The organism is Corynebacterium sp. MSK150 (assembly GCF_030229215.1).
Lineage (GTDB): Bacteria > Actinomycetota > Actinomycetes > Mycobacteriales > Mycobacteriaceae > Corynebacterium.
Window position 1 is genome coordinate 82,645 of record NZ_JASPHM010000010.1, and the last position, 18,133, is coordinate 100,777.

General features: G+C 58.6%; 20 protein-coding genes. 13 read left to right on the forward strand and 7 right to left on the reverse strand.

The window, feature by feature from the left end; translation table 11 throughout:
• Nucleotides 1-34: 34 nt before the first annotated feature.
• Nucleotides 35-1,123, reverse strand: coding sequence for an inositol-3-phosphate synthase (locus QP941_RS07810; protein ID WP_005326986.1), 1,089 nt, complete (start codon nt 1,121-1,123; stop codon nt 35-37).
• A 117-nt stretch (nt 1,124-1,240) separates the two neighbouring features.
• Between QP941_RS07810 and QP941_RS07815 the strand changes: the two genes are divergently transcribed.
• From QP941_RS07815 to dnaB, 8 genes are all read left to right on the forward strand, one after another.
• The gene (locus QP941_RS07815; RefSeq protein WP_284767120.1) at nt 1,241-1,618 is read left to right on the forward strand and encodes a DUF5318 family protein; all 378 of its coding nucleotides are present in this window, start codon (nt 1,241-1,243) and stop codon (nt 1,616-1,618) included.
• 75 nt (nt 1,619-1,693) lie between these two features.
• Nucleotides 1,694-3,937 (forward strand): transglycosylase domain-containing protein, encoded by a 2,244-nt coding sequence (locus QP941_RS07820; RefSeq protein ID WP_284868601.1) that lies wholly within the window; start codon nt 1,694-1,696, stop codon nt 3,935-3,937.
• A gap of 6 nt (nt 3,938-3,943) precedes the next feature.
• Complete coding sequence (locus QP941_RS07825) at nt 3,944-5,341, forward strand: glycosyltransferase family 87 protein (RefSeq protein ID WP_284868602.1); 1,398 nt, start codon at nt 3,944-3,946, stop codon at nt 5,339-5,341.
• Nucleotides 5,338-5,526 carry a hypothetical protein gene (locus QP941_RS07830; protein WP_005325940.1) on the forward strand — a complete coding sequence of 63 codons (189 nt, stop codon included), beginning with the start codon at nt 5,338-5,340 and terminating at the stop codon, nt 5,524-5,526. The genes QP941_RS07825 and QP941_RS07830 overlap by 4 nt, the downstream gene beginning before the upstream one ends.
• Nucleotides 5,527-5,648: 122 nt before the next feature.
• Nucleotides 5,649-5,939, forward strand: a complete 291-nt coding sequence (rpsF, locus tag QP941_RS07835) for a 30S ribosomal protein S6 (protein WP_005326996.1) — start codon at nt 5,649-5,651, stop codon at nt 5,937-5,939.
• A 49-nt stretch (nt 5,940-5,988) separates the two neighbouring features.
• Entirely contained in the window at nt 5,989-6,534 is a 546-nt protein-coding gene (locus tag QP941_RS07840; RefSeq protein ID WP_005325943.1) for a single-stranded DNA-binding protein, read from the forward strand.
• Between the two features lie 48 nt (nt 6,535-6,582).
• Nucleotides 6,583-7,035 carry a 50S ribosomal protein L9 gene (gene rplI, locus QP941_RS07845; RefSeq protein ID WP_005325949.1) on the forward strand — a complete coding sequence of 151 codons (453 nt, stop codon included), beginning with the start codon at nt 6,583-6,585 and terminating at the stop codon, nt 7,033-7,035.
• A gap of 470 nt (nt 7,036-7,505) precedes the next feature.
• On the forward strand, nt 7,506-8,936 hold the full coding sequence (gene dnaB / locus QP941_RS07850) for a replicative DNA helicase (protein ID WP_005325950.1): 1,431 nt from the start codon (nt 7,506-7,508) through the stop codon (nt 8,934-8,936).
• A 1-nt stretch (nt 8,937) separates the two neighbouring features.
• Here dnaB and QP941_RS07855 read toward each other — a convergent pair whose 3' ends face one another.
• The 4 genes from QP941_RS07855 to QP941_RS07870 are packed head-to-tail and all read right to left on the reverse strand — an operon-like array spanning nt 8,938 to nt 13,104.
• Nucleotides 8,938-9,441: a VanZ family protein gene (locus tag QP941_RS07855; RefSeq protein WP_284868603.1), complete on the reverse strand. Its 504-nt coding sequence runs from the start codon at nt 9,439-9,441 to the stop codon at nt 8,938-8,940.
• The gene (locus QP941_RS07860; RefSeq protein WP_284868604.1) at nt 9,431-10,732 is read right to left on the reverse strand and encodes an MFS transporter; all 1,302 of its coding nucleotides are present in this window, start codon (nt 10,730-10,732) and stop codon (nt 9,431-9,433) included. Before QP941_RS07860 ends, QP941_RS07855 begins: the two co-directional genes overlap by 11 nt.
• 9 nt (nt 10,733-10,741) lie before the next feature.
• Entirely contained in the window at nt 10,742-12,895 is a 2,154-nt protein-coding gene (locus tag QP941_RS07865) for a heavy metal translocating P-type ATPase (protein WP_284868605.1), read from the reverse strand.
• A gap of 8 nt (nt 12,896-12,903) precedes the next feature.
• Nucleotides 12,904-13,104: a heavy-metal-associated domain-containing protein gene (locus QP941_RS07870; RefSeq protein ID WP_005325954.1), complete on the reverse strand. Its 201-nt coding sequence runs from the start codon at nt 13,102-13,104 to the stop codon at nt 12,904-12,906.
• Nucleotides 13,105-13,221: 117 nt separating this feature from the next.
• On the opposite strand from QP941_RS07870, the gene trxA reads away from it, so the two are divergent.
• Nucleotides 13,222-13,590 carry a thioredoxin gene (gene trxA / locus QP941_RS07875; protein WP_005325956.1) on the forward strand — a complete coding sequence of 123 codons (369 nt, stop codon included), beginning with the start codon at nt 13,222-13,224 and terminating at the stop codon, nt 13,588-13,590.
• An 83-nt stretch (nt 13,591-13,673) separates the two neighbouring features.
• Entirely contained in the window at nt 13,674-14,411 is a 738-nt protein-coding gene (locus tag QP941_RS07880) for a PspA/IM30 family protein (protein ID WP_284788000.1), read from the forward strand.
• Here QP941_RS07880 and QP941_RS07885 read toward each other — a convergent pair.
• Nucleotides 14,408-15,505, reverse strand: a complete 1,098-nt coding sequence (locus tag QP941_RS07885) for an NYN domain-containing protein (RefSeq protein WP_005325960.1) — start codon at nt 15,503-15,505, stop codon at nt 14,408-14,410. The two genes, QP941_RS07880 and QP941_RS07885, sit on opposite strands and share 4 nt — an antisense overlap.
• Before the next feature lie 203 nt (nt 15,506-15,708).
• Here QP941_RS07885 and QP941_RS07890 point away from each other — a divergent pair, with 203 nt between their 5' ends.
• The 3 genes from QP941_RS07890 to QP941_RS07900 are packed head-to-tail and all read left to right on the forward strand — an operon-like array spanning nt 15,709 to nt 17,851.
• Nucleotides 15,709-16,083 carry a GntR family transcriptional regulator gene (locus QP941_RS07890; protein WP_284844543.1) on the forward strand — a complete coding sequence of 125 codons (375 nt, stop codon included), beginning with the start codon at nt 15,709-15,711 and terminating at the stop codon, nt 16,081-16,083.
• The gene (locus QP941_RS07895) at nt 16,080-16,883 is read left to right on the forward strand and encodes an AAA family ATPase (protein ID WP_284868606.1); all 804 of its coding nucleotides are present in this window, start codon (nt 16,080-16,082) and stop codon (nt 16,881-16,883) included. The genes QP941_RS07890 and QP941_RS07895 overlap by 4 nt, the downstream gene beginning before the upstream one ends.
• Nucleotides 16,880-17,851: a beta-carotene 15,15'-monooxygenase gene (locus QP941_RS07900; RefSeq protein WP_284868607.1), complete on the forward strand. Its 972-nt coding sequence runs from the start codon at nt 16,880-16,882 to the stop codon at nt 17,849-17,851. The genes QP941_RS07895 and QP941_RS07900 overlap by 4 nt, the downstream gene beginning before the upstream one ends.
• Before the next feature lie 57 nt (nt 17,852-17,908).
• Here the strand turns inward: QP941_RS07900 and QP941_RS07905 are convergent.
• The coding region (locus tag QP941_RS07905) for a hypothetical protein (RefSeq protein ID WP_284868608.1) at nt 17,909-18,133 on the reverse strand (225 nt) is incomplete at its 5' end.

Consider the following 18,133-nt stretch of genomic DNA (forward strand, 5'->3'; position numbering starts at 1 on the left):
GTTTTCCCTGCGCGGTAGTTCGGAAGTTAAAAAATTAGTTTCCGGCAATAAAGTCTTCTAGCTCGGCGCGCGCCACGTCATCGGCCTTTTGTACCGGCGGGGATTTCATCAGGTAGGACGAGGCAGCCAGTACCGGGCCCGCCACCCCGCGGTCGAGGGCAATCTTGGCGGCGCGTACGGCATCGATGATGATGCCGGCGGAGTTAGGCGAGTCCCAAACCTCCAGCTTGTACTCCAAGTTCAGCGGTACTTCGCCAAAGGCGGAGCCCTCTAAGCGGACATAGGCCCATTTGCGATCATCGAGCCATTCCACGTAATCGGAAGGCCCGATGTGGACGTTGCGGTCCTCCCGCTTGCCGGCGATGGGCGAGTTGTGCAGGTTAGAGGTTACGGCCTGCGTCTTGGAGATCTTTTTGGATTCGAGGCGCTCGCGCTCGAGCATATTCTTGAAATCCATATTGCCGCCCACATTGAGCTGCATGGTGCGCTCCAAGCGCACGCCGCGGTCTTCAAAGAGCTTCGCCATGACGCGGTGAGTAATGGTGGCGCCCACCTGGGACTTAATATCATCGCCTACGATGGGCAGCCCGGCATCTTCGAACTTCTTTGCCCATACTGGATCAGAGGCAATAAAGACCGGCAGGGCATTGACAAAGGCGCAGCCGGCATCGATGGCCGCCTGGGCGTAGAACTTATCCGCTTCTTCAGAGCCCACCGGCAGGTAGGAGACTACGACGTCGGCGCCGGACTGGCGGAGTATGGCGGGGACGTCGGCAAGCGGGGCTTCCGATTCCGCGATGGATTCTTGGTAGTACCGGCCGAGGCCGTCCAGGGTAGGACCGCGCTGCACGGTAACGCCCAGCTCAGGGACGTCGGTAATGGAAATGGTGCAATTGCGGGAGCTGCGCGTAGCCTCCGCCAGATCCTTGCCCACCTTGTCCGCATCCACGTCGAAAGCGGCAACGAATTCCACATCGCCTACGTGGTATGGGCCAAATTGGGCGTGCATCAAACCGGGAATATCTGCATCGGCCGCGGCGTTGCGATAAAACTCCACGCCTTCAATGAGGGACGTGGCGCAGTTGCCGACGCCCACGATGGCGACCTTTACTTTTTCGGACACGGTCTACTCCTTTAACTCCATGAGTTGTGGCTGTCAGTGACTGCGCAAGAGTAAGCCGAAAATTATGCCCTACGGTGGCATAACACCATGTGGATCGATCAAGAAGAGGTAATTAGGATGATCCGGGTGAATTCCGTTGCCTATAAGCACGTGCTCTCCCATGAATGGGAGCGCGCCCACCACCTGCGCGAATTTCGCGCCGGGCAGCTCAGGCGGGAGGACGTGTGCGATGCTGATTTTTTGCTGCGCGCCGCAGCTGAGCACCACGGGCGCACCATGGATAAGGAATGCCCCGTGTGCGGCGAGCCTTTGCGGCTTACGCGCTGGGTCTATGGCGAGAACCTCGGCCGCCGCGCCGGGAGCGCCCGCAGTGAGAAAGAAATAGCGGAGTTTGTAGCCGAGGGCTTGGAGTTTACGGTGCACGAGGTGGAAGTATGCCGCCGGTGCCGGTGGAACCACTTGTTGCGTTCTGCTACTGCATTTAACGCGTGTTAGTTTCCAGCGCACCGCCTTAGGCAGTAAGCTGCAATTATTTAGTTTGTGATCAGGGATGAATGAGGACACGAATCAGTGACCGAGAAGGAATCTACCGGCAAGTCCACTAAGGTGGCTCGCCCCAGCAAAAAGCAGGCGACAAAGAAGCGCCGCATCTGGCCGTGGGTCGTTTTGGCGTTCCTACTGGTCTTTGTAGCACTGCCCGCAGGACTTTTTGCCTACGCATACTCGCAATACTCCGTTCCGGAGCCCAAGGACCTGGCCAATAACCAGGTCTCTACCATCTACGCGGGTGATAATCAGACCCAGCTCGCCCGCCTGGTGCCGCCGGAAGGCAACCGCACCCACGTGAAGCTGGATGAAATCCCGGAATACGTGCAGGACTCCGTGCTGGCCGCGGAGGACCGTGACTTTTGGGATAACTCCGGCTTCTCCTTCACCGGCCTCGGCCGCGCCGTGGTGGGTAAGGTAACCGGCAACGAAGATGCTGGCGGCGGTTCCACCATTACCCAGCAGTACGTGAAGAACACGCTGGTGGGCAACGAATACTCCTACGTGCGCAAGATTCGCGAGCTCATCTACTCGGTGAAGATGACCAATGAGTGGGATAAGGAGGATATTCTCAACGCCTACCTCAACACCGTGTATTTCGGCCGCAATGCCTACGGCATCCAGGCGGCATCCAACGCCTACTTTGATAAGGACGCCAAGGACCTCACTCCGGAGGAAGGCGCCATGCTCGCCGGCCTCATTCAGTCCCCTTCCGGCCTTGACCCGCGCGTGAACCAGGAGGGCTCCGAGGACCGCTGGAACTACGTTCTTGACGGCCTGGTGGGTATGGGTGACCTTACCCAGGAACAGCGCGATGGCATGGTCTTCCCAGAGACCCGCGACCCAGCTGAGTACTCCGCCTACACCGAAGCCCCAGGCGCTAATGGCCACATCAAGGATCAGGTCATCCGCGAACTGGAAGAGGTAGGCATCACCGAGAACGAGGTGTCTACCGGCGGTCTGCGCATCACCACCACCATCGATATGAATGTGCAGAACAACACCATCCAGGCAGTCGATGATCAGATGGCCCCGCTGCAGGAAGATGCTCGTGCGGCGTCCGTGACCATCGACCCGAAGACCGGTGCGGTCCGCGGATACTTTGGCGGTCACGATTCCAATGGTTGGGACTACGCCAACTCCCCGCTGCAAACCGGTTCTACCTTCAAGATCATGGCCCTTGCAGCCGCGCTCCAGCAGGGCATCGGCCTGGATACCAATTACTCTTCCGCTCCGTACCAGTTGCCGGGCTCCGACGTTGTTAACAACGTAGGCAGCGGTTGCGGCGTGTGCAGCCTGCGCGAGGCTACCAAGCAGTCCCTGAATACTTCTTTCCTCCGCCTGCAGGCGGATCTCAAGCACGGCACGCAGGATACCGCGGACATGGCGCACGCCCTTGGCGTGGCTAAGTCCCTTCCGGGCATTGATAAGACGCTAACGGAAAAGGGCAAGCAACCGTTTGAGGGCATCGTCTTAGGTCAGTACCAGTCCCGCCCACTCGATATGGCTACTGCTATGTCCACCCTGGCAAACCAGGGCGTATGGCATAACCCGCACTTTGTGCAGCGCGTAGAAAACGCTGCCGGCGAAGTGCTGTACGAGCACCCCGAGGACGAGGGCGAGCGCCGCGTTTCGTCCAACGTGGCCAATAACGTCATCGAAGCCATGGAACCGGTAGCCGGATGGTCCAACGGCGCACTTGCTGGAGGCCGTACCTCGGCCGCCAAGACTGGTACCACCCAGATGGGCGATACCGGCAATAACAAGGATGCCTGGATGGTCGGTGCCACCCCGCAGCTGGCTACTGCCGTCTGGGTAGGTACCGCGGATAATACCTCCGCCATCTTTGATCAGTACGGCGGCATCATGTACGGCGCAGGTGCGCCGACCAAGATTTGGAAGGCCGTGCTGGATAACTCCCTGGCTAACTCCGAGTTCCAAAACTTCCCGGCTGCCTATCCGCTGGGATTCGGCAACATGGGCGCCGGAACGGCCGCTCCGGCCTATGACCCGAGCTGGGATAGCGGCGCTGGCGATACCCAGGACTACGAGGCCCCTGCCGAGCAAGCAGCTCCGGAAGAGGAAACCAAGCCGGCTCAGCCGGAGAAGAAGCCGGAGAGCCCGAAGCCGGCCCCGAATCCGCAGCGCGGTAATAACGGCAATGGTGGCAATAGTGGCAACAACAACCAAGCACCGGCCCAGCCAGAGGCGCCGTCTTTGGATGACCTCATCGGCCCCGATAGCGACTTGGCAGACCTTCTAGGGTAGGCGGCAGTGACAGCGAATCCGCACCAGCGCATTCCCGCCTCCTCAGAACCCTTGGCCCGCGGGGTAATTGAATTCCTCGGCGGGCCAAGGGGCCGTTTTGCCGGTGTACGCCGCACCCAGTGGTGGACCCCTCTGCGCGCCATAATCGCCGTCGGCTGGGTTTTCCTGGCGTGCGGATTCCTCTCGAAGGCTAATTGCGCCGGCGGCACCCGCGGTGATGACGGGGTCATTAGCCTGAATTGGGCGGGCAACCGCCAGTACACCTCTTTTTGCTATAACGACATCATCCCGCTTTACGGCGGCCGTGGCCTCGATGAAGGCGGCTTCCCCTATGCCTATTCTTGGCAAGAAGGTGACCTGACCCGCTATATGGAGTACCCAGTTCTCGCGGGCCTTTTTCAGGGGTTGATGGGCTGGATTGCCCGCAATACGTACTCTCTGGTTGAGTGGGTCGGCATCCCGGAGGCCGGATGGTACTTCGGCCTGACCGCCTTTGTCATGGCGTGCATCTGGGTAGGCGTGCTCTACATGGTCTACCTGCTGGTGGGCAACCGTACCTGGGACACCATCCTCGTCGCCGCCAGCCCCCTTGTCATCATCCACGCCTTCAGTAACTGGGATATCCCCTCCATCGCCTTTGCCGTAGGTGCGCTCCTGGCCGCCGCGCGCAAGCGCCCTGCCGTAGCGGGTGTCCTCATCGGCCTTGGCACTTCCTTTAAGCTGTGGCCGCTCTTTCTCTTGGGGGCATTCCTGGTCTTGGCGGTGCGCAACCGCCGCTGGCCGCAATTTTTCTACGCCTTGCTCGCCGCGGCCGTGACCTGGATCGTGGTCAACGCTCCGGTGGCCCTGAAGTACCCGGAGGCATGGCGCGAATTTTTCCGCCTCAACCAAGAGCGCGGTGCGGAGTGGACCACCATTTACTCGGTGCTTAGCCGCAATACTGGGATTAGCTTTAGCCCTGAGTTCCTCAATACCTTCAGCCTGGTGGCGTTTTTGGCTCTCTGTGCGGCGATTGCGGTGCTGGGCCTGCGCAGCGCGCGGACGCCGCGCATGGCCGAGCTGGTTTACCTCATCGTGGCAGCCTTCTTACTGTTCAACAAGGTGTGGTCGCCCCAGTATTCGTTGTGGCTGTTGGTGCCCGCGGCCCTAGCCCTGCCACGCTGGCGCTTGGTCTTTAGCTGGGCGCTTGTCGACGCCCTCGTGTGGCCCCTACTCATGTGGCACATGCTGGGCACAGACAATAAGGGCATTCCGCACGAGCTGCTTGACGTTGCGATTGTCTCCCGCGACGCCCTCATTATCGCCATGGCTGTCCTCGTTATTCGCCAGATGTGCGGAAAGACCCCGGATAAGGTGCGCGATGCGCACGCCGGCCGCGACCCATTGGCAGGAGCATTCGCATGATCGTTACCTATATCGGAATGGCATCCATCTTCTTGGGATTCCTCTGCGTGATGGGAGCCTTCTGGCTCTTCCACAATCGTGAGGATCGCCGCGGGCCCATCGTGCTGGGGCTTTTGGCCATTCTTTTCCTCACCATCATTCCGGCGACGGCAGCTGTGTTTTTCGCCGCAACGACCACTGGTTAGATTTCTTTTCGCCGGTCATTTGCGGTACTGTAGTGGGGTTGCTTGACGCAACGTACCCTCCTGCTGCATCCGCAAAGGTGATGCAGCCGAAAACTACTAGACCATAGGAGGTGATGAGGTCCGTGCGTCACTACGAAGTCATGATCATTCTGGATCCTAATCAGGATGAGCGCACCGTAACCCCGTCCCTGGATAAGTTCCTCGAAATCGTCCGCCAGGAAGGCGGCAAGGTTGAGAACCTTGATGTATGGGGCAAGCGTCGTCTTGCATACCCCATCAACAAGAAGGAAGAGGGCATTTATGCCGTCGTCAACCTGGAGTGCGAGCACACTTCGGTTGCCGAGCTCGACCGCCGTCTGAACCTGAACGACACCATCCTGCGTACCAAGGTTCTGCGCACCGACAGCAAGTAGCGGATACTGGGATCAAGCACAATCCACGTAACCGATAAGGAGTAAAGACATGGCACAGGGAGATACCAATATCACGGTGGTAGGCAACATCGTTGCTGACCCCGAGCTGCGCTTCACCCCGGCGGGTGCGGCAGTAGCTAACTTCCGCGTCGCCTCCACCCCTCGTCGCTATAACTCGCAGACGAATCAGTGGGAAGACGGCGAAGCTATGTTCCTGACCTGCAACGTATGGCGTCAGGCAGCGGAAAACGTTGCCGAGACCATGTCCAAGGGCATGCGCGTCATCGTTACCGGCCGCTTGAAGCAGCGTTCCTTCCAGACCCGTGAGGGCGATAACCGCACCGTATTCGAGATTGACGTCGACGAAGTCGGTCCGTCTCTGCGCTACGCCACCGCTCAGGTAAACCGCAATCCGCGTGAGGGCGGCAATAACTTTGGCGGCGGCCAGCAGCGCTCGAATAACAATAATCAGGGCGGTTTTGGAGGCGGCCAGCAACAGCAGCCGCAGCAGAACCAGGCTCCTTCTGAGGACCCGTGGAACTCCGCACCACCTGCAGGTGGTTTCGGAGGCGCTGATTCTGAACCTCCGTTCTAAGTCTGTCACCCGCAACTATTCAACTAACTCAATTGAAAGGCAGGGATCATGAAGCTGATCCTCACCGCTGCCGTTGAGAACCTCGGCGCCGCTGGCGAAATTGTTGAGGTTAAGGACGGCTACGGACGTAATTACCTGCTTCCTCGCGGCCTGGCCATCGTGGCTACCCGCGGCGCAGAGAAGCAGATTGAGGGCATCAAGCGCGCCCAGGAAGCTCGCGAGATTCGCGACCTGGATCACGCACGTGAGGTCCGCAACCAGCTCGAGCAGCTAACGGATGTCAAGGTAGAGGTTAAGACCTCCGAATCCGGTAAGCTCTTCGGTTCCGTTCAAGCAGAAGACATTGTCAACGCCGTCTCCAAGGCTGGTGGCCCTAAGCTGGATAAGCGCATCGTTGTGCTTCCTAAGGGCCTGGTCAAGAAGACCGGCAACTACCAGGTCGAGCTGAAGCTGCACGCTGATGTTATCGGCAAGGTGAACTTCTCGGTCGTTGCTGCCTAACTAGGCGCACGACGGTCCAAATAAGACCCAAAGACAACAGCAACGCTTTAGGCCTCAAGTTCCTGCTATGTGAGGTGGCAGGAACTTGGGGCCTTTAGCGCGTTTTAACCGGCCTGTGGATAACTGTGGAATTCTGTGGATAATACTTTGGCGATTTAACTCTATGTTTACGCGGAGGCCTCTTTATTAACCCGCAGGTCAGGCCGCTTATCCACGAAGGGTGTGCGTATTTTCACACCGAGAAAAACATGCTCTGAGCTGGGAGTTTGATTTGTGCAGGTCATGGGCTTTTGGAGTTATCCACAGGCTTATGCAGGGCAAATATGGGCGAAGGCTACCGCGACCTGCGATTTTCACAGCACCCTGTGGATAACTGTGGAAGTTATGCCCAGGGGGTGGTGTCCGGGCACTAGACTACACTGAGATTCCGATACGCTCGGATGCTCAAATAGCCACAAGGGGGAGAAGTCATGACCAACGCCAGCTTTGATGATGAACACCTGCCGCCGGAGCCGCCGCCGGAGGAGGAACCGGCTCCGCGCCGTCGCTATCAGCAGGAAGAGCCAAAGCGCTATGGCGAATTCCGCCAACCCCCCGCAGACCGCGAAGCGGAGCAGGGTGTTCTGGGTGCCATGCTGCTCAGTCCCCATACGGTGATGGAAGTCATTGAGGAGCTGGAGCCGGAGGATTTCTACTATCCGGCGCACACGTTGATTTACCGCGCCATGCTGGATCTATACTCCGAGGGCAAGGACGTCGACGCCGTCATTTTGGCCTCCCAGCTCGACCGCTTTAATAACCTCGAGCGCGTTGGCGGCGCCCCCTATCTCCACACGCTGCTCGCCACGGTGCCCACGGCTGCGAACGCTCGCTACTACGCCGAAATCGTCGCGGAAAAGGCAGTGCTGCGCAAGCTTGTTGATGCCGGTACTCGCGTAGTACAGCTCGGATTTTCCGGCACCGAAGATGCAGAGATCGAGTCCGTGCTGGACCGTGCGCAGCAGGAAGTTTTCGCCGTCGCCCAGCGCAAGACAGCAGAAGATTACCGAGTCCTGGGGGACCTTATTGACCCCACCATTGATGAGCTCGCCGCCCTGCAGCAAGCCGGCGGCGTGGAGCTAGGCGTGCCTACTGGCTTCATCGACCTCGATAAGTTGACCAATGGCCTTCACGCGGGCCAGATGGTCATCGTTGCTGCTCGTCCTGGTGTGGGTAAGTCGACCCTGGCCATGGACTTTATGCGCTCCTGCTCCTTGCAGCACGGTAAGTCTTCTGTGATTTTCTCCCTCGAGATGTCAGCTTCTGAAATCGTCATGCGCCTGCTTTCGGCGGAGTCAGAGGTCAAGCTGGCCGATATGCGCGGTGGTCGAGTTTCCACCGAGGACTGGGCAAAGATCGATGAGACCCTCAACCGAGTGCAAGACGCCCCACTCTTCATTGATGACTCACCAAACCTCACGATGATGGAAATTCGGTCCAAGGCCCGCCGCCTCAAGCAGCAGCACGGTTTGGATCTCATTGTCTTGGACTACCTGCAGCTGATGTCTTCGGGTAAAAAGGTCGAGTCCCGCCAGCAGGAGGTCTCTGAGTTCTCCCGTCAGCTAAAGCTCTTGGCCAAGGAGCTGGAGGTACCTCTTATCGCGATCTCGCAGCTGAACCGTGGACCTGAGGCGCGTACGGATAAAAAGCCGCAGCTTGCGGACCTCCGTGAGTCCGGTTCGCTGGAGCAGGACGCCGATATGGTCATGCTGCTGTATCGCCCAGACTCCCAGGATCGCGATAATGAGCGCGCCGGCGAGGCGGATATTATCCTAGCTAAGCACCGTGGCGGCCCGATCGATACCGTGCAGGTGGCTCATCAGCTGCACTACTCCAAGTTCGTCAATATGGCGCACGGATAAATTACAGGTCTACCACTGCGTTGGGGTCTCCCAATCGTGGGCCGAGTATGACCAATACCAAGAAAACCGCCGCTGCGGCAAGGGCTAACCAGCGCCACACAGGGAAAAGGCGTTCGCCGCACAGGCGTGCCAATACAGCACCGATGAATGCGCCAATGGTGTTAAATATGAGGTCGTCAATATCCGTTCGCCCAAGCGCAAACGCATATTGGCACAGCTCCAGCACTAGGCTGAGGCCAAATCCCCACGCCGCAGTAGTCTTAATGGAACGGCACAGACTAAATACCAGCATTCCAAATGGGATAAAGAAGGCTGTGTTTCCCACGTACTCAAATAGCGGACCAAACCAGCTGCCGCCGGAGAATTCATCCAGTGGCACCCAGCGCAGTTCTCGCGCACGCTGATTTTCCGGCTTCCACAAATAGCCGATTTGATAGAAAGGCTTGAGCGTGGTCAATGCGACCATAACGGCCGTCCACGCAACTAGGGAGAGCCTATTGAGCAAGCGCTATTCCTTTCTGCTCGGGCAGACTAAAGGCGGCGGCAGCCGCAATGGCAAACGCTGCCGCGAATACGACGAATAGCCAGGCCGTTCCACCCGCAGCAAGCAGTGGTGGAACGATGAGTGGCGCCGCAATAGATGCTAGCCTACCGAAGCCTGCTGCCGCTCCCGTACCACGCCCTCGCAATGAAGTGGGATACAGCTCCGGACCGATGGCATAGAGGGCTCCCCAGGCGCCGAGGTTGAAGAAGGAGAGCAGACAACCAGCCAGGATTATCAATGTTTCCGTAGCTGCTGCTCCATATAGGCCGGCCGCTGCGGCCGAACCGAGCAGGAATACCGCGAGGGTTACCCGCCTGCCCCAGAGCTCGATGAGCCAAGCTGCCACCGCGTAGCCAGGCAGCTGGGCAAGGGTGATGATGAGGGTAAAACTAAAGGACTTCACTAGGGAGAAACCGTCGGCTACTAGCAGAGAGGGAATCCAGATGAAGGCACCATAGTAGGAGAGGTTTACACAGAACCAAATGGTCCACAACGCTGCGGTCCGCCTTCTTAGCTGCGGACTCCAAATAGACGCTGCGGGGGAAGGCGTGGGGTCTGGGAGGGCCTCGTCCAGCGGCCGATCTTCTGCCGCGGCTTCGAAACTGGCAACGATAGCTTCGGCCTCATCATGACGGCCCTTGGATTCAAGAAAACGCACAGATTCTGGTAGACCGCGGCGCACATAGATTGAATACGCGGCTGGCAGCATGCCAAGGGCCAGGGCCCAGCGCCATCCGGATTCACCCGTGCTCACTACGAAAGTGCCGATGATGGCCGCAAGGATCCATCCCAATGCCCAGAATGCCTCGAGAATGACTACCATCCTTCCGCGGACCCGTCGAGGAGCAAATTCGGATATGAGCGTGGAGGCAACTGGTAGCTCGGCTCCGAGGCCCAGCCCGACTATGAATCGGAAGATGATGAGAACCGTAAGTCCCCCAGCTAGCGCGGAAGCCCCTGTTGCCAAGCCGTAGATAAGCAAGGTGAGAGAAAAGACATTGCGGCGGCCGAATTTATCTGCCAGCAATCCGCCAAAGGTTGCACCGAGCGCCATGCCAAGGAAGCCCGCCGAGGCTAACCAAGAGGTCTGGCTAGGACCAAGATCCCAGTGAACAGCAAGGGCGGCCATGATGAAGGAGATTAGCCCTACATCCATGGCATCAAGCGCCCATCCAAGGCCGGAACCTAGGAGTAGGCGCTTGTGCTTAGAGGTGACGGGAAGGCGATCGAGACGTTCGGTGCGGCTGAGCATGCGATAATACTATCGCTGAACAGAAAAACCTTTCAGTCGTAGTGAGTTGGTAACTACAAAAACCGAGCTCAGTGCCATGGCCAGGCCGGCCAGCAGGGGGTTGAGCCAGCCCAGCGCGGCCACGGGAATGAGTACGACGTTATAGGCGAAGGCCCAGAAGAGGTTGCCCTTAATGATTGCTAGTGTGCGGCGCGAGAGCCGAATAGCATCAGCGGCGCAACGCAGATCGCCATTCATGAGGGTGATATCGGAGGCTTCGATTGCGACGTCGGTACCCGCGCCCATGGCGAGGCCAAGGTCGGCTTGGGCCAGTGCCGCGGCGTCGTTAATGCCATCGCCCACCATCGCCACGGTGTGCCCAGCGGCCTGCAACTCCTTGATGTGGTTCACCTTGTCCTCTGGTAGGACCTCGGCGCTGACGTGGTCGATTCCCACCTCGGCAGCCACGGCGTGAGCGGCCCCGGCATTATCACCGGTCAGCAGGTAAGGGGTGAGCCCCAGTTCCTTCATCTGCGCTACGGCGGCGGCCGAGCTGGGCTTGATGGTATCGCGCACCTCAATGACGCCTGCGGGCTGTCCGTTGACGGTGACGACCACCGGCGTGGCACCAGCGTCCTGTGCGGCGCGGAACGGCGCTTCCAGGTCGCCCAACGGGCCTTGGCGCTTGCCGACGCCCACCCGGACCCCCTCCACAGTTCCTTCCACGCCACCCGGAACCACTGCGAAGTCGGTAGCCGGCTGAACGCTGCGCTCTCTTGCGATGGCGCGAGCGATGGGGTGTTCGGAGTTGTGTTCCACGGCCGCGGCCAAGTCGAGGACATCGCCGTGTACGGCGGAAACGGACATCTCTCCGGCCGTGACCGTGCCGGTCTTGTCCATGACGATGGTATCGATTTGCCGCGTAGATTCCAGGATCTCAGGGCCCTTAATGACAAGCCCGAGCTGCGCTCCGCGGCCGGTGCCGACGAGGATCGCGGTGGGCGTCGCCAAGCCCATAGCGCAAGGGCAGGCCACAATGAGGACGGAGACCGCGGCGATAAAGGCCGGGGCCACCCCGCCGAAGAAGAGATGGGCAAGGAGTGTCAGCACTGCTACGGCAATGACCGCGGGGACGAAGACTTGCGCAATGCGGTCCACGAGGCGCTGTACCGGCGCCTTGGACGTTTGTGCATCCGTGACCAGCTGGGCCATTTGGGCCAGTACCGTATCCTCGCCCACCTTGGTCGCGCGCACCTCAAGCTTGCCAGAGGCATTAATGGTCGCGCCGGTCACCGCATCGCCGGAGCCGACCTCAACGGGCACGGGCTCGCCGGTAATCATGGAGGCGTCGACCGCCGAGTTACCGGCAACAACGATGCCATCGGTGGCGATCTTTTCGCCCGGGCGTACTACGAAGACATCGCCTACCTGCAACTGGGCAATGGGAATGCGCTGCTCGCCTCCCTCCCTCAGCACCGAGGCTTCCTTAGCGCCTAGGGAGAGCAGCTCCCGCAGGGCCTCAGAGGACTGGCCTTTGGCCCGTGCCTCGAACCACCGGCCGAGTAGGAGGAAGGTAATGACCATGCCCACGGACTCGAAATAGATGTGATCCATCTGCGCCGTGTTCGCATCCAACGTCATGTGCATCTTCATGCCCGGTTCGCCCGCGTTGCCAAAAAACAGCGCCCACAGCGACCAAAAATAAGCCGCCGAGGTTCCCATGGTGATAAGCGTGTCCATGGTGAAAGAACCGTGCTTGAGGTTTGTCCACGTTGCAGTGTGGAATGGTGCGCCACCAAAGATATAAACGATGGTGGCCACGATGGCGCAGGCCCACTGCCAATTGGGAAATTGCAGTGCCGGCCACATCGATACCACCATGAGCGGTAGCGATAGGGCACCAGAGATGATGGTGCGGCGCAGTAGCCCTCCGTCACTGCTCTTCTCGGCTTGGGGCTCCTCCGCCTTCGCCCCCGCCATATCGAAGGCGCCGTATCCTGCGCTCTCTACCACCGAAATGAGCTCCTGTGGACTTACCGACTGGGAGTCATACTCGATGGCCGCCGCCTCGGTAGCGAAATTGACGCTGGCGCTTACTCCCTCGAGCTTGTTTAGCTTGCGCTCGACGCGGGAGGAGCAGGAGGTGCACGTCATTCCCGTTACGCCAAGGTCCAAGTGGGACATGGTGGTTCCTACTTCAGCGTGTAGCCGGCCTCTGCCACGGCGGCCGCTACTTGCTCGTCGGTGAAATCGGTTCCGGTAACCGTAACGGCGCCGGTGGTGTGGTCAGCAGTGACTTCACTAACGCCGGAAATTTCGCCGACTTCTTCCTTTACCGACATTTCGCAATGTCCGCAGGTCATGCCCTCTACGGTGTAGTTCTTGGTGCTCATGATGATCCTTTCTTAGGGTTGGTTTCCGGGACCATTTTATACCCCCTAGGGGTATATGACAAGGATATTTCATGTACGTTGGGGAATAAAGCAATCCGCAAAGGAGTTAGAATAACCATGGCTACTATCGATGTCACCGAAGAAAACTTTGAAGAAACCGTTACCGGCGAGGGCATTACGCTCGTAGACGCGTGGGCCGATTGGTGCGGCCCCTGCAAGCGCTTTGCGCCGGTTTTTGAAAAGGCCTCCGAAGAGCACACGGATGCTACCTTTGCCAAGCTTGATACCGAGGCCAACCAGGGCCTCGCATCCGCGCTGGAGATTCAGTCCATTCCTACGCTGATGATCTTCCGCGATGGCATCTTGGTCTTCCGCGAGGCTGGCGCGCTGCCACCTGCAGCATTGGAAGACCTGCTGAAGCAGGTCAAGGAGCTCGATATGGCGGAGGTTCGCCGCCAGGTAGAAGAGCAGAACGCGCAGGGTTAATCCCCGCTAGCTTCCTGGGCGCTTTCTGGTGAGTATCGCTAAACTCGCTAGAAAGCGTCTTTTTATGTCCAAAGGAGAAGATAATGGCTAACCCCTTCAGCAAGGGCTGGAAGTACATGATGAGTTCCTTCGATCAGAAGATTGATGAGAACGCTGATCCGAAGGTGCAGATCCAGCAGGCCGTCCAGGCCGCTAAGGAGCAGCACCAGCAGATTTCTGATCACGCCGCAGAAATCATCGGTCATAAGTCCCAGCTGGAGATGCAGATGAACCGCCTGGTCAAGTCCCAGCAGGATTACCAGTCTCAAACCCAGCGCGCGTTGGAGCTGGCGGATTCTGCGGAGGATCCGCAAAAAGCTTCCGAATATAACCAGGCTGCGGAAGTGGTTGCCTCCCAGCTGGTAGCAGTGGAGCAGGAGCTGGAAGACGTTAAGCAGCAGTACGCCGCCGCAGAGCAGGCTGCCGCGCAGGCCAAGAGCCAGCAGCAGCAGTCTGAGGTGCGCTTGAAGGAACAACTAGCGCAGGTTAGCCAGCTGGAGGCCCAGGCGGACCAGGCGGCTATGCAAGAAAAGAACGCCCAGGCTATTGATTCCATGAATCAGCTCAACCCGGACGATTCTGTACCTACTCTTGATTCTGTGCGTGCCAAGATTGAAAAGCGCTACGCCGATGCCCTTGGCGCGCAAGAATTGCAGCACGCCACCGGCGGCGATCGCATTAATGAGATCCAAGCCGCCGGCAATGACATGAAGGCGACTGCTCGCCTCGATGCCATCCGGGCGGATCTTAAAAAGAAGAAAGAGCTCGAGTCTGGCGATTAATTCTGCCGGCGAACATTAATCAGAACCCCACGAATCCCTGAGTGGAATCCATCGCGCAGGTTCACGCGTTGGGTTTCGGTCAGGGTGTATTCGTGCAGGGTCTCGCAGGCAAACTGCAACAGCGGACGGTCGATCTCCGGGGGGAGCCCGCCGCCTGAAAGTAGATGTGCCTGATCTCGCTGCTCGGTGCTAGCAGCGTTATCGAACCACCACGAGGCGTATTGCTGGCCCACGTCGAATGGGGATTGGAAGCCGGCCGAGCTCCATACTTCTTCCGGCAGCGGCACATACTTAGAGCGCAGCTTGCGGCGCGGTGCCATCATGGATGGCTTGGGCGCCGGCTTCTCCGCCGGAGAGTCTTCCTCGGCGGGGGAATCCTCTGCGGCATCCGCCTTGGGCGGAGCCGGCTTGGGTGTCGGGGCCGGGGTGGGCTTTTCTGTGGCGCCGAAGGCTGCCTCCACCTCTGAGGGCTCGCCGCATTCATCCGGTTCGGGCATTTCCTCGCCCTCTTTATGCGCATTTTCGCGCACCACTGGAGGAAGCGGGCCTTCTAGGACCTGCAATTCCATAGCGTCTGCGAAGTCCTCGCGAGGGTCCAAGATGGTGGTGGAATCGCAGGCATGGCGCAGTGCGGAGGACATGGAGTCCCAGCCAAACCCATAAAGATGTACGCGGATGCCATTATCCACGGCGGCTTGAGCACCGGGAATCATGTCTGCATCGCCACTGACGAGCACAAAGTCAGTGAATTGGCCCTTCATGGCGGCAATGACCATGTCTGCCACGAGGCGGGTATCTACGGCCTTTTGGGTGCGGCGCTCACCCCATTCGATGAGCTGACCGGTGCGCAGCTGGACCCCTTCGCAGGTGCGCAGGGCGCGCTGGTAGCGGTGCGGGCCGGTATCGGGAATGCCGTCATACCAGTATTGGCGCTGGATGGGGGTCCCGAGTTGGTTCTCGATCATCCCGCCCATGGTGCTGACTACCTCGGGCAGATCGATTTCTAGTTGTGCGCGGGCACCCGTTTCCCACGAGTTATAAAAGCTAGCGAGCAAGTATGAGGTATCGACAAAGACGAGTGTGCGTTCAAGCATGGCTCCTAAGTTCCGTTCTAATTGTTCTAAATAAAATTCTTTGTGGTTTCCAGTGTGCCCCATTAGTCACAAAACGTCGATAACTTTGGACAAAATCCCAGCGCAGTGGCAGCAAAAAAGTTTTCTCTTTGGAAGTATTGCAGGGGTGGGGTGTTGCCGATATGGTTGGTTACACAAGTAACTAACCAACGAACCGAGAGCCAATGGATAATTCCACGCAACCACTCTTCCGCCAGATTGCTTCCTTGGTGGAAGACGCCATCGTGGACGGGACCTTGGGCGAGGGGGATAGGGCCCCTTCCACTAACGAGCTTGCTGATTTTCACAACATCAACCCGGCCACTGCCCGGAAGGGGATAAACCTCCTTGTGGATATCGGGGTGCTGGATAAGCGCCGCGGCATTGGCATGTTTGTGGCGGAAGGGGCCCTGAACACGATCCGCGAGCGCCGCCGCGCTGATTTCGCGGCGGAGTATATGGCACCGCTTGTCGACGAAGCCGTTCGTCTAGGTTACGACCGCGCCCAGCTCCATGACCTATTTGATCGCGTTGCAGAAAGCCGAGGAATGTACTCATGATTAAGACACGAGATTTCACCTTTGCCGATGGCATGACGCACGGCTTAGTTGGCCCCAACGGCATCGGCAAAACCACGCTCCTGCGCAAAATTGCTGGCCAAATCCAATCTGGCGGTATCACCGTCTTCGGCGAAGAGCCCTTTGACAAGCAGTCGGTCCTTAACCGAGTCATTTTGATGGGGATTGATAATCCGCTGCCGGATTCCTGGGGCATCGGAAAGCTGGGTGTTATTGGTAAGGCGCGCTGGCCGCGCTGGGATGAGGAGCGGTTCAATGAGCTGTTGGTTCGCTTCGACGTACCGGCCAAGGCCTATTCTTCCCTGTCCCGCGGGCAAAAGTCAGCGGTGGGATTCATCTTTGCCGTTGCTTCTGGCTGCGAAGTCATGCTCCTCGACGAACCCTACCTCGGCCTCGATGCACAGCGCCGCGAACTCTTTTATCAGGTGCTGCGCGAGGAGCACGGCCGCACCATCGTCATCTCCACCCATCACCTCAATGAGGTGGCGGGCCTCCTAGATACCGTTTCGCTGATGGGGGATAACCCAATTTCAGGCCCCATTGATGACTTCATCGAGGGAATTCTTGAGCTCACCGGCCCACCTGAGGCTCTCAACGCCGCGGTTACAGAGCTCGACCTCCGCGTACTCAGTAGGGAAACCACAGGATTGGGGGACCGCGTGCTTATCGACGCCCGCTCTACCACCACCGACCCCATCTTCCGCACTGCTCAGGCCCATGGCCTGCGGGTCAATGAGGTCTCCTTGGAGCGTGCGGTTCTGGCATTGGAGGAGAAAGCATGAAACTCCTGTGGTACCTAGGCGATTGGTGGCGCTGGACCTTTTTCCTTTTCGCTTTGCTTGTCATGCCCGTCATGGCGCAGCGGACGTGGAACGTGCTCCCGGTGATCTTTTCCTTGTCACTAATACTTTCCCTGGCACCAGACTTTAAGAAGTACCAGCTAGTGGGTCTAGACTCGAAAACCTGGAATGAGCATCGCCGCATTCTCGTTGCCCTGTGCGCACTAGCGGCAGCTATTGGCGCCCTCACCGTGCAGTTGTGGTGGGCATTGCCCATTTATGCCCTCGCAGCGGCGTGGGCCATGTACCGCAGGGCTACTCCTAAACGGGCCGGGTACACCACGACCAGTTCCCAACCCTCAAACGGATTTGGATGGTTCCCTCGCACCTTGGCCGGGCAAGCAATTTATCGCCCCCAGGTCAAGGCGTGGGGCGCAGCGTGTTTGGCTCCTGCGATCGGTCTTGCTCTCTACAGGTATGAGGATCAAATCCCAGTCCTAGGCTTCCTAGGAAGTTTCTGCTGGGCACTGACGGCGGTAGCGCTCGCTGCGGCTTTGCACAGCTTGCGGGTATCCCTTCGTGGATACACGGTGCTTGGTGGTAGCCGTACCGTCTGGGCCCGCCACACTGCAGTGCTCGGACTGATCCCTGTCGTCGTCGCCTTAACCTTCAGCGCAGTACTAGCGAAAGACGGTGAACTCGTTGCGGCCGTCGCGCTGCCTAGTGCCACCTGCGCCCCAGTAGTGGCCAGTCTGGAATTTCTGGGAAAGAAGAATTGGCACCTATTCGCCTTCTATGCGGTCCTCATCGCCGGGATAGCCCTTCTGTGTACTCAGGTGGCGGTTCCCGCGGTTGTCCAGCTTTTCTTGGCGGTGGCCTTCTATGTGGCCTGGGCATTGACGTTCCCCGCCTACATTCGCCGAGCGAACGCGCACCGAGGCGGAATGAGCGCTTGGATGGGCATAAATTAAACCGCTCAAAAGAAGGGTTGGCCTGGGGATTTGTGTTTGTTTAAGTCGCTGTGTAACTTAATACGAGTCAGCGCGACCGACAGCGCCCCACAGGAACAAAAAAGTTCCTGGCTGAAGCGGCGATAGGAAAACAGGCCCTGACAAAACAAAATTCTTTTTGCTCACAATGAGCTGCATGCCGAAGCGTGTGCGGTTGTTGTGTGGTGATGATGTTTGAGAACTCAATAGTGTGCCAATGTACTTTTTATTTTTTGTGTGCATGGTTGTGTGTTGATTGGTTTG

Excerpts from the sequence above, each read along its gene's own strand:
- QP941_RS07885 (WP_005325960.1), bottom strand. The coding sequence starts at position 15,505 with ATGCTTGAACGCACACTCGTCTTTGTCGATACCTCATACTTGCTCGCT.
- QP941_RS07880 (WP_284788000.1), top strand. The coding sequence starts at position 13,674 with ATGGCTAACCCCTTCAGCAAGGGCTGGAAGTACATGATGAGTTCCTTC.
- QP941_RS07830 (WP_005325940.1), top strand. The coding sequence starts at position 5,338 with ATGATCGTTACCTATATCGGAATGGCATCCATCTTCTTGGGATTCCTC.
- QP941_RS07895 (WP_284868606.1), top strand. The coding sequence starts at position 16,080 with ATGATTAAGACACGAGATTTCACCTTTGCCGATGGCATGACGCACGGC.
- QP941_RS07900 (WP_284868607.1), top strand. The coding sequence starts at position 16,880 with ATGAAACTCCTGTGGTACCTAGGCGATTGGTGGCGCTGGACCTTTTTC.
- QP941_RS07890 (WP_284844543.1), top strand. The coding sequence starts at position 15,709 with ATGGATAATTCCACGCAACCACTCTTCCGCCAGATTGCTTCCTTGGTG.
- rplI (WP_005325949.1), top strand. The coding sequence starts at position 6,583 with ATGAAGCTGATCCTCACCGCTGCCGTTGAGAACCTCGGCGCCGCTGGC.
- trxA (WP_005325956.1), top strand. The coding sequence starts at position 13,222 with ATGGCTACTATCGATGTCACCGAAGAAAACTTTGAAGAAACCGTTACC.
- QP941_RS07840 (WP_005325943.1), top strand. The coding sequence starts at position 5,989 with ATGGCACAGGGAGATACCAATATCACGGTGGTAGGCAACATCGTTGCT.
- dnaB (WP_005325950.1), top strand. The coding sequence starts at position 7,506 with ATGACCAACGCCAGCTTTGATGATGAACACCTGCCGCCGGAGCCGCCG.
- QP941_RS07870 (WP_005325954.1), bottom strand. The coding sequence starts at position 13,104 with ATGAGCACCAAGAACTACACCGTAGAGGGCATGACCTGCGGACATTGC.
- QP941_RS07860 (WP_284868604.1), bottom strand. The coding sequence starts at position 10,732 with ATGCTCAGCCGCACCGAACGTCTCGATCGCCTTCCCGTCACCTCTAAG.
- QP941_RS07865 (WP_284868605.1), bottom strand. The coding sequence starts at position 12,895 with ATGTCCCACTTGGACCTTGGCGTAACGGGAATGACGTGCACCTCCTGC.
- QP941_RS07815 (WP_284767120.1), top strand. The coding sequence starts at position 1,241 with ATGATCCGGGTGAATTCCGTTGCCTATAAGCACGTGCTCTCCCATGAA.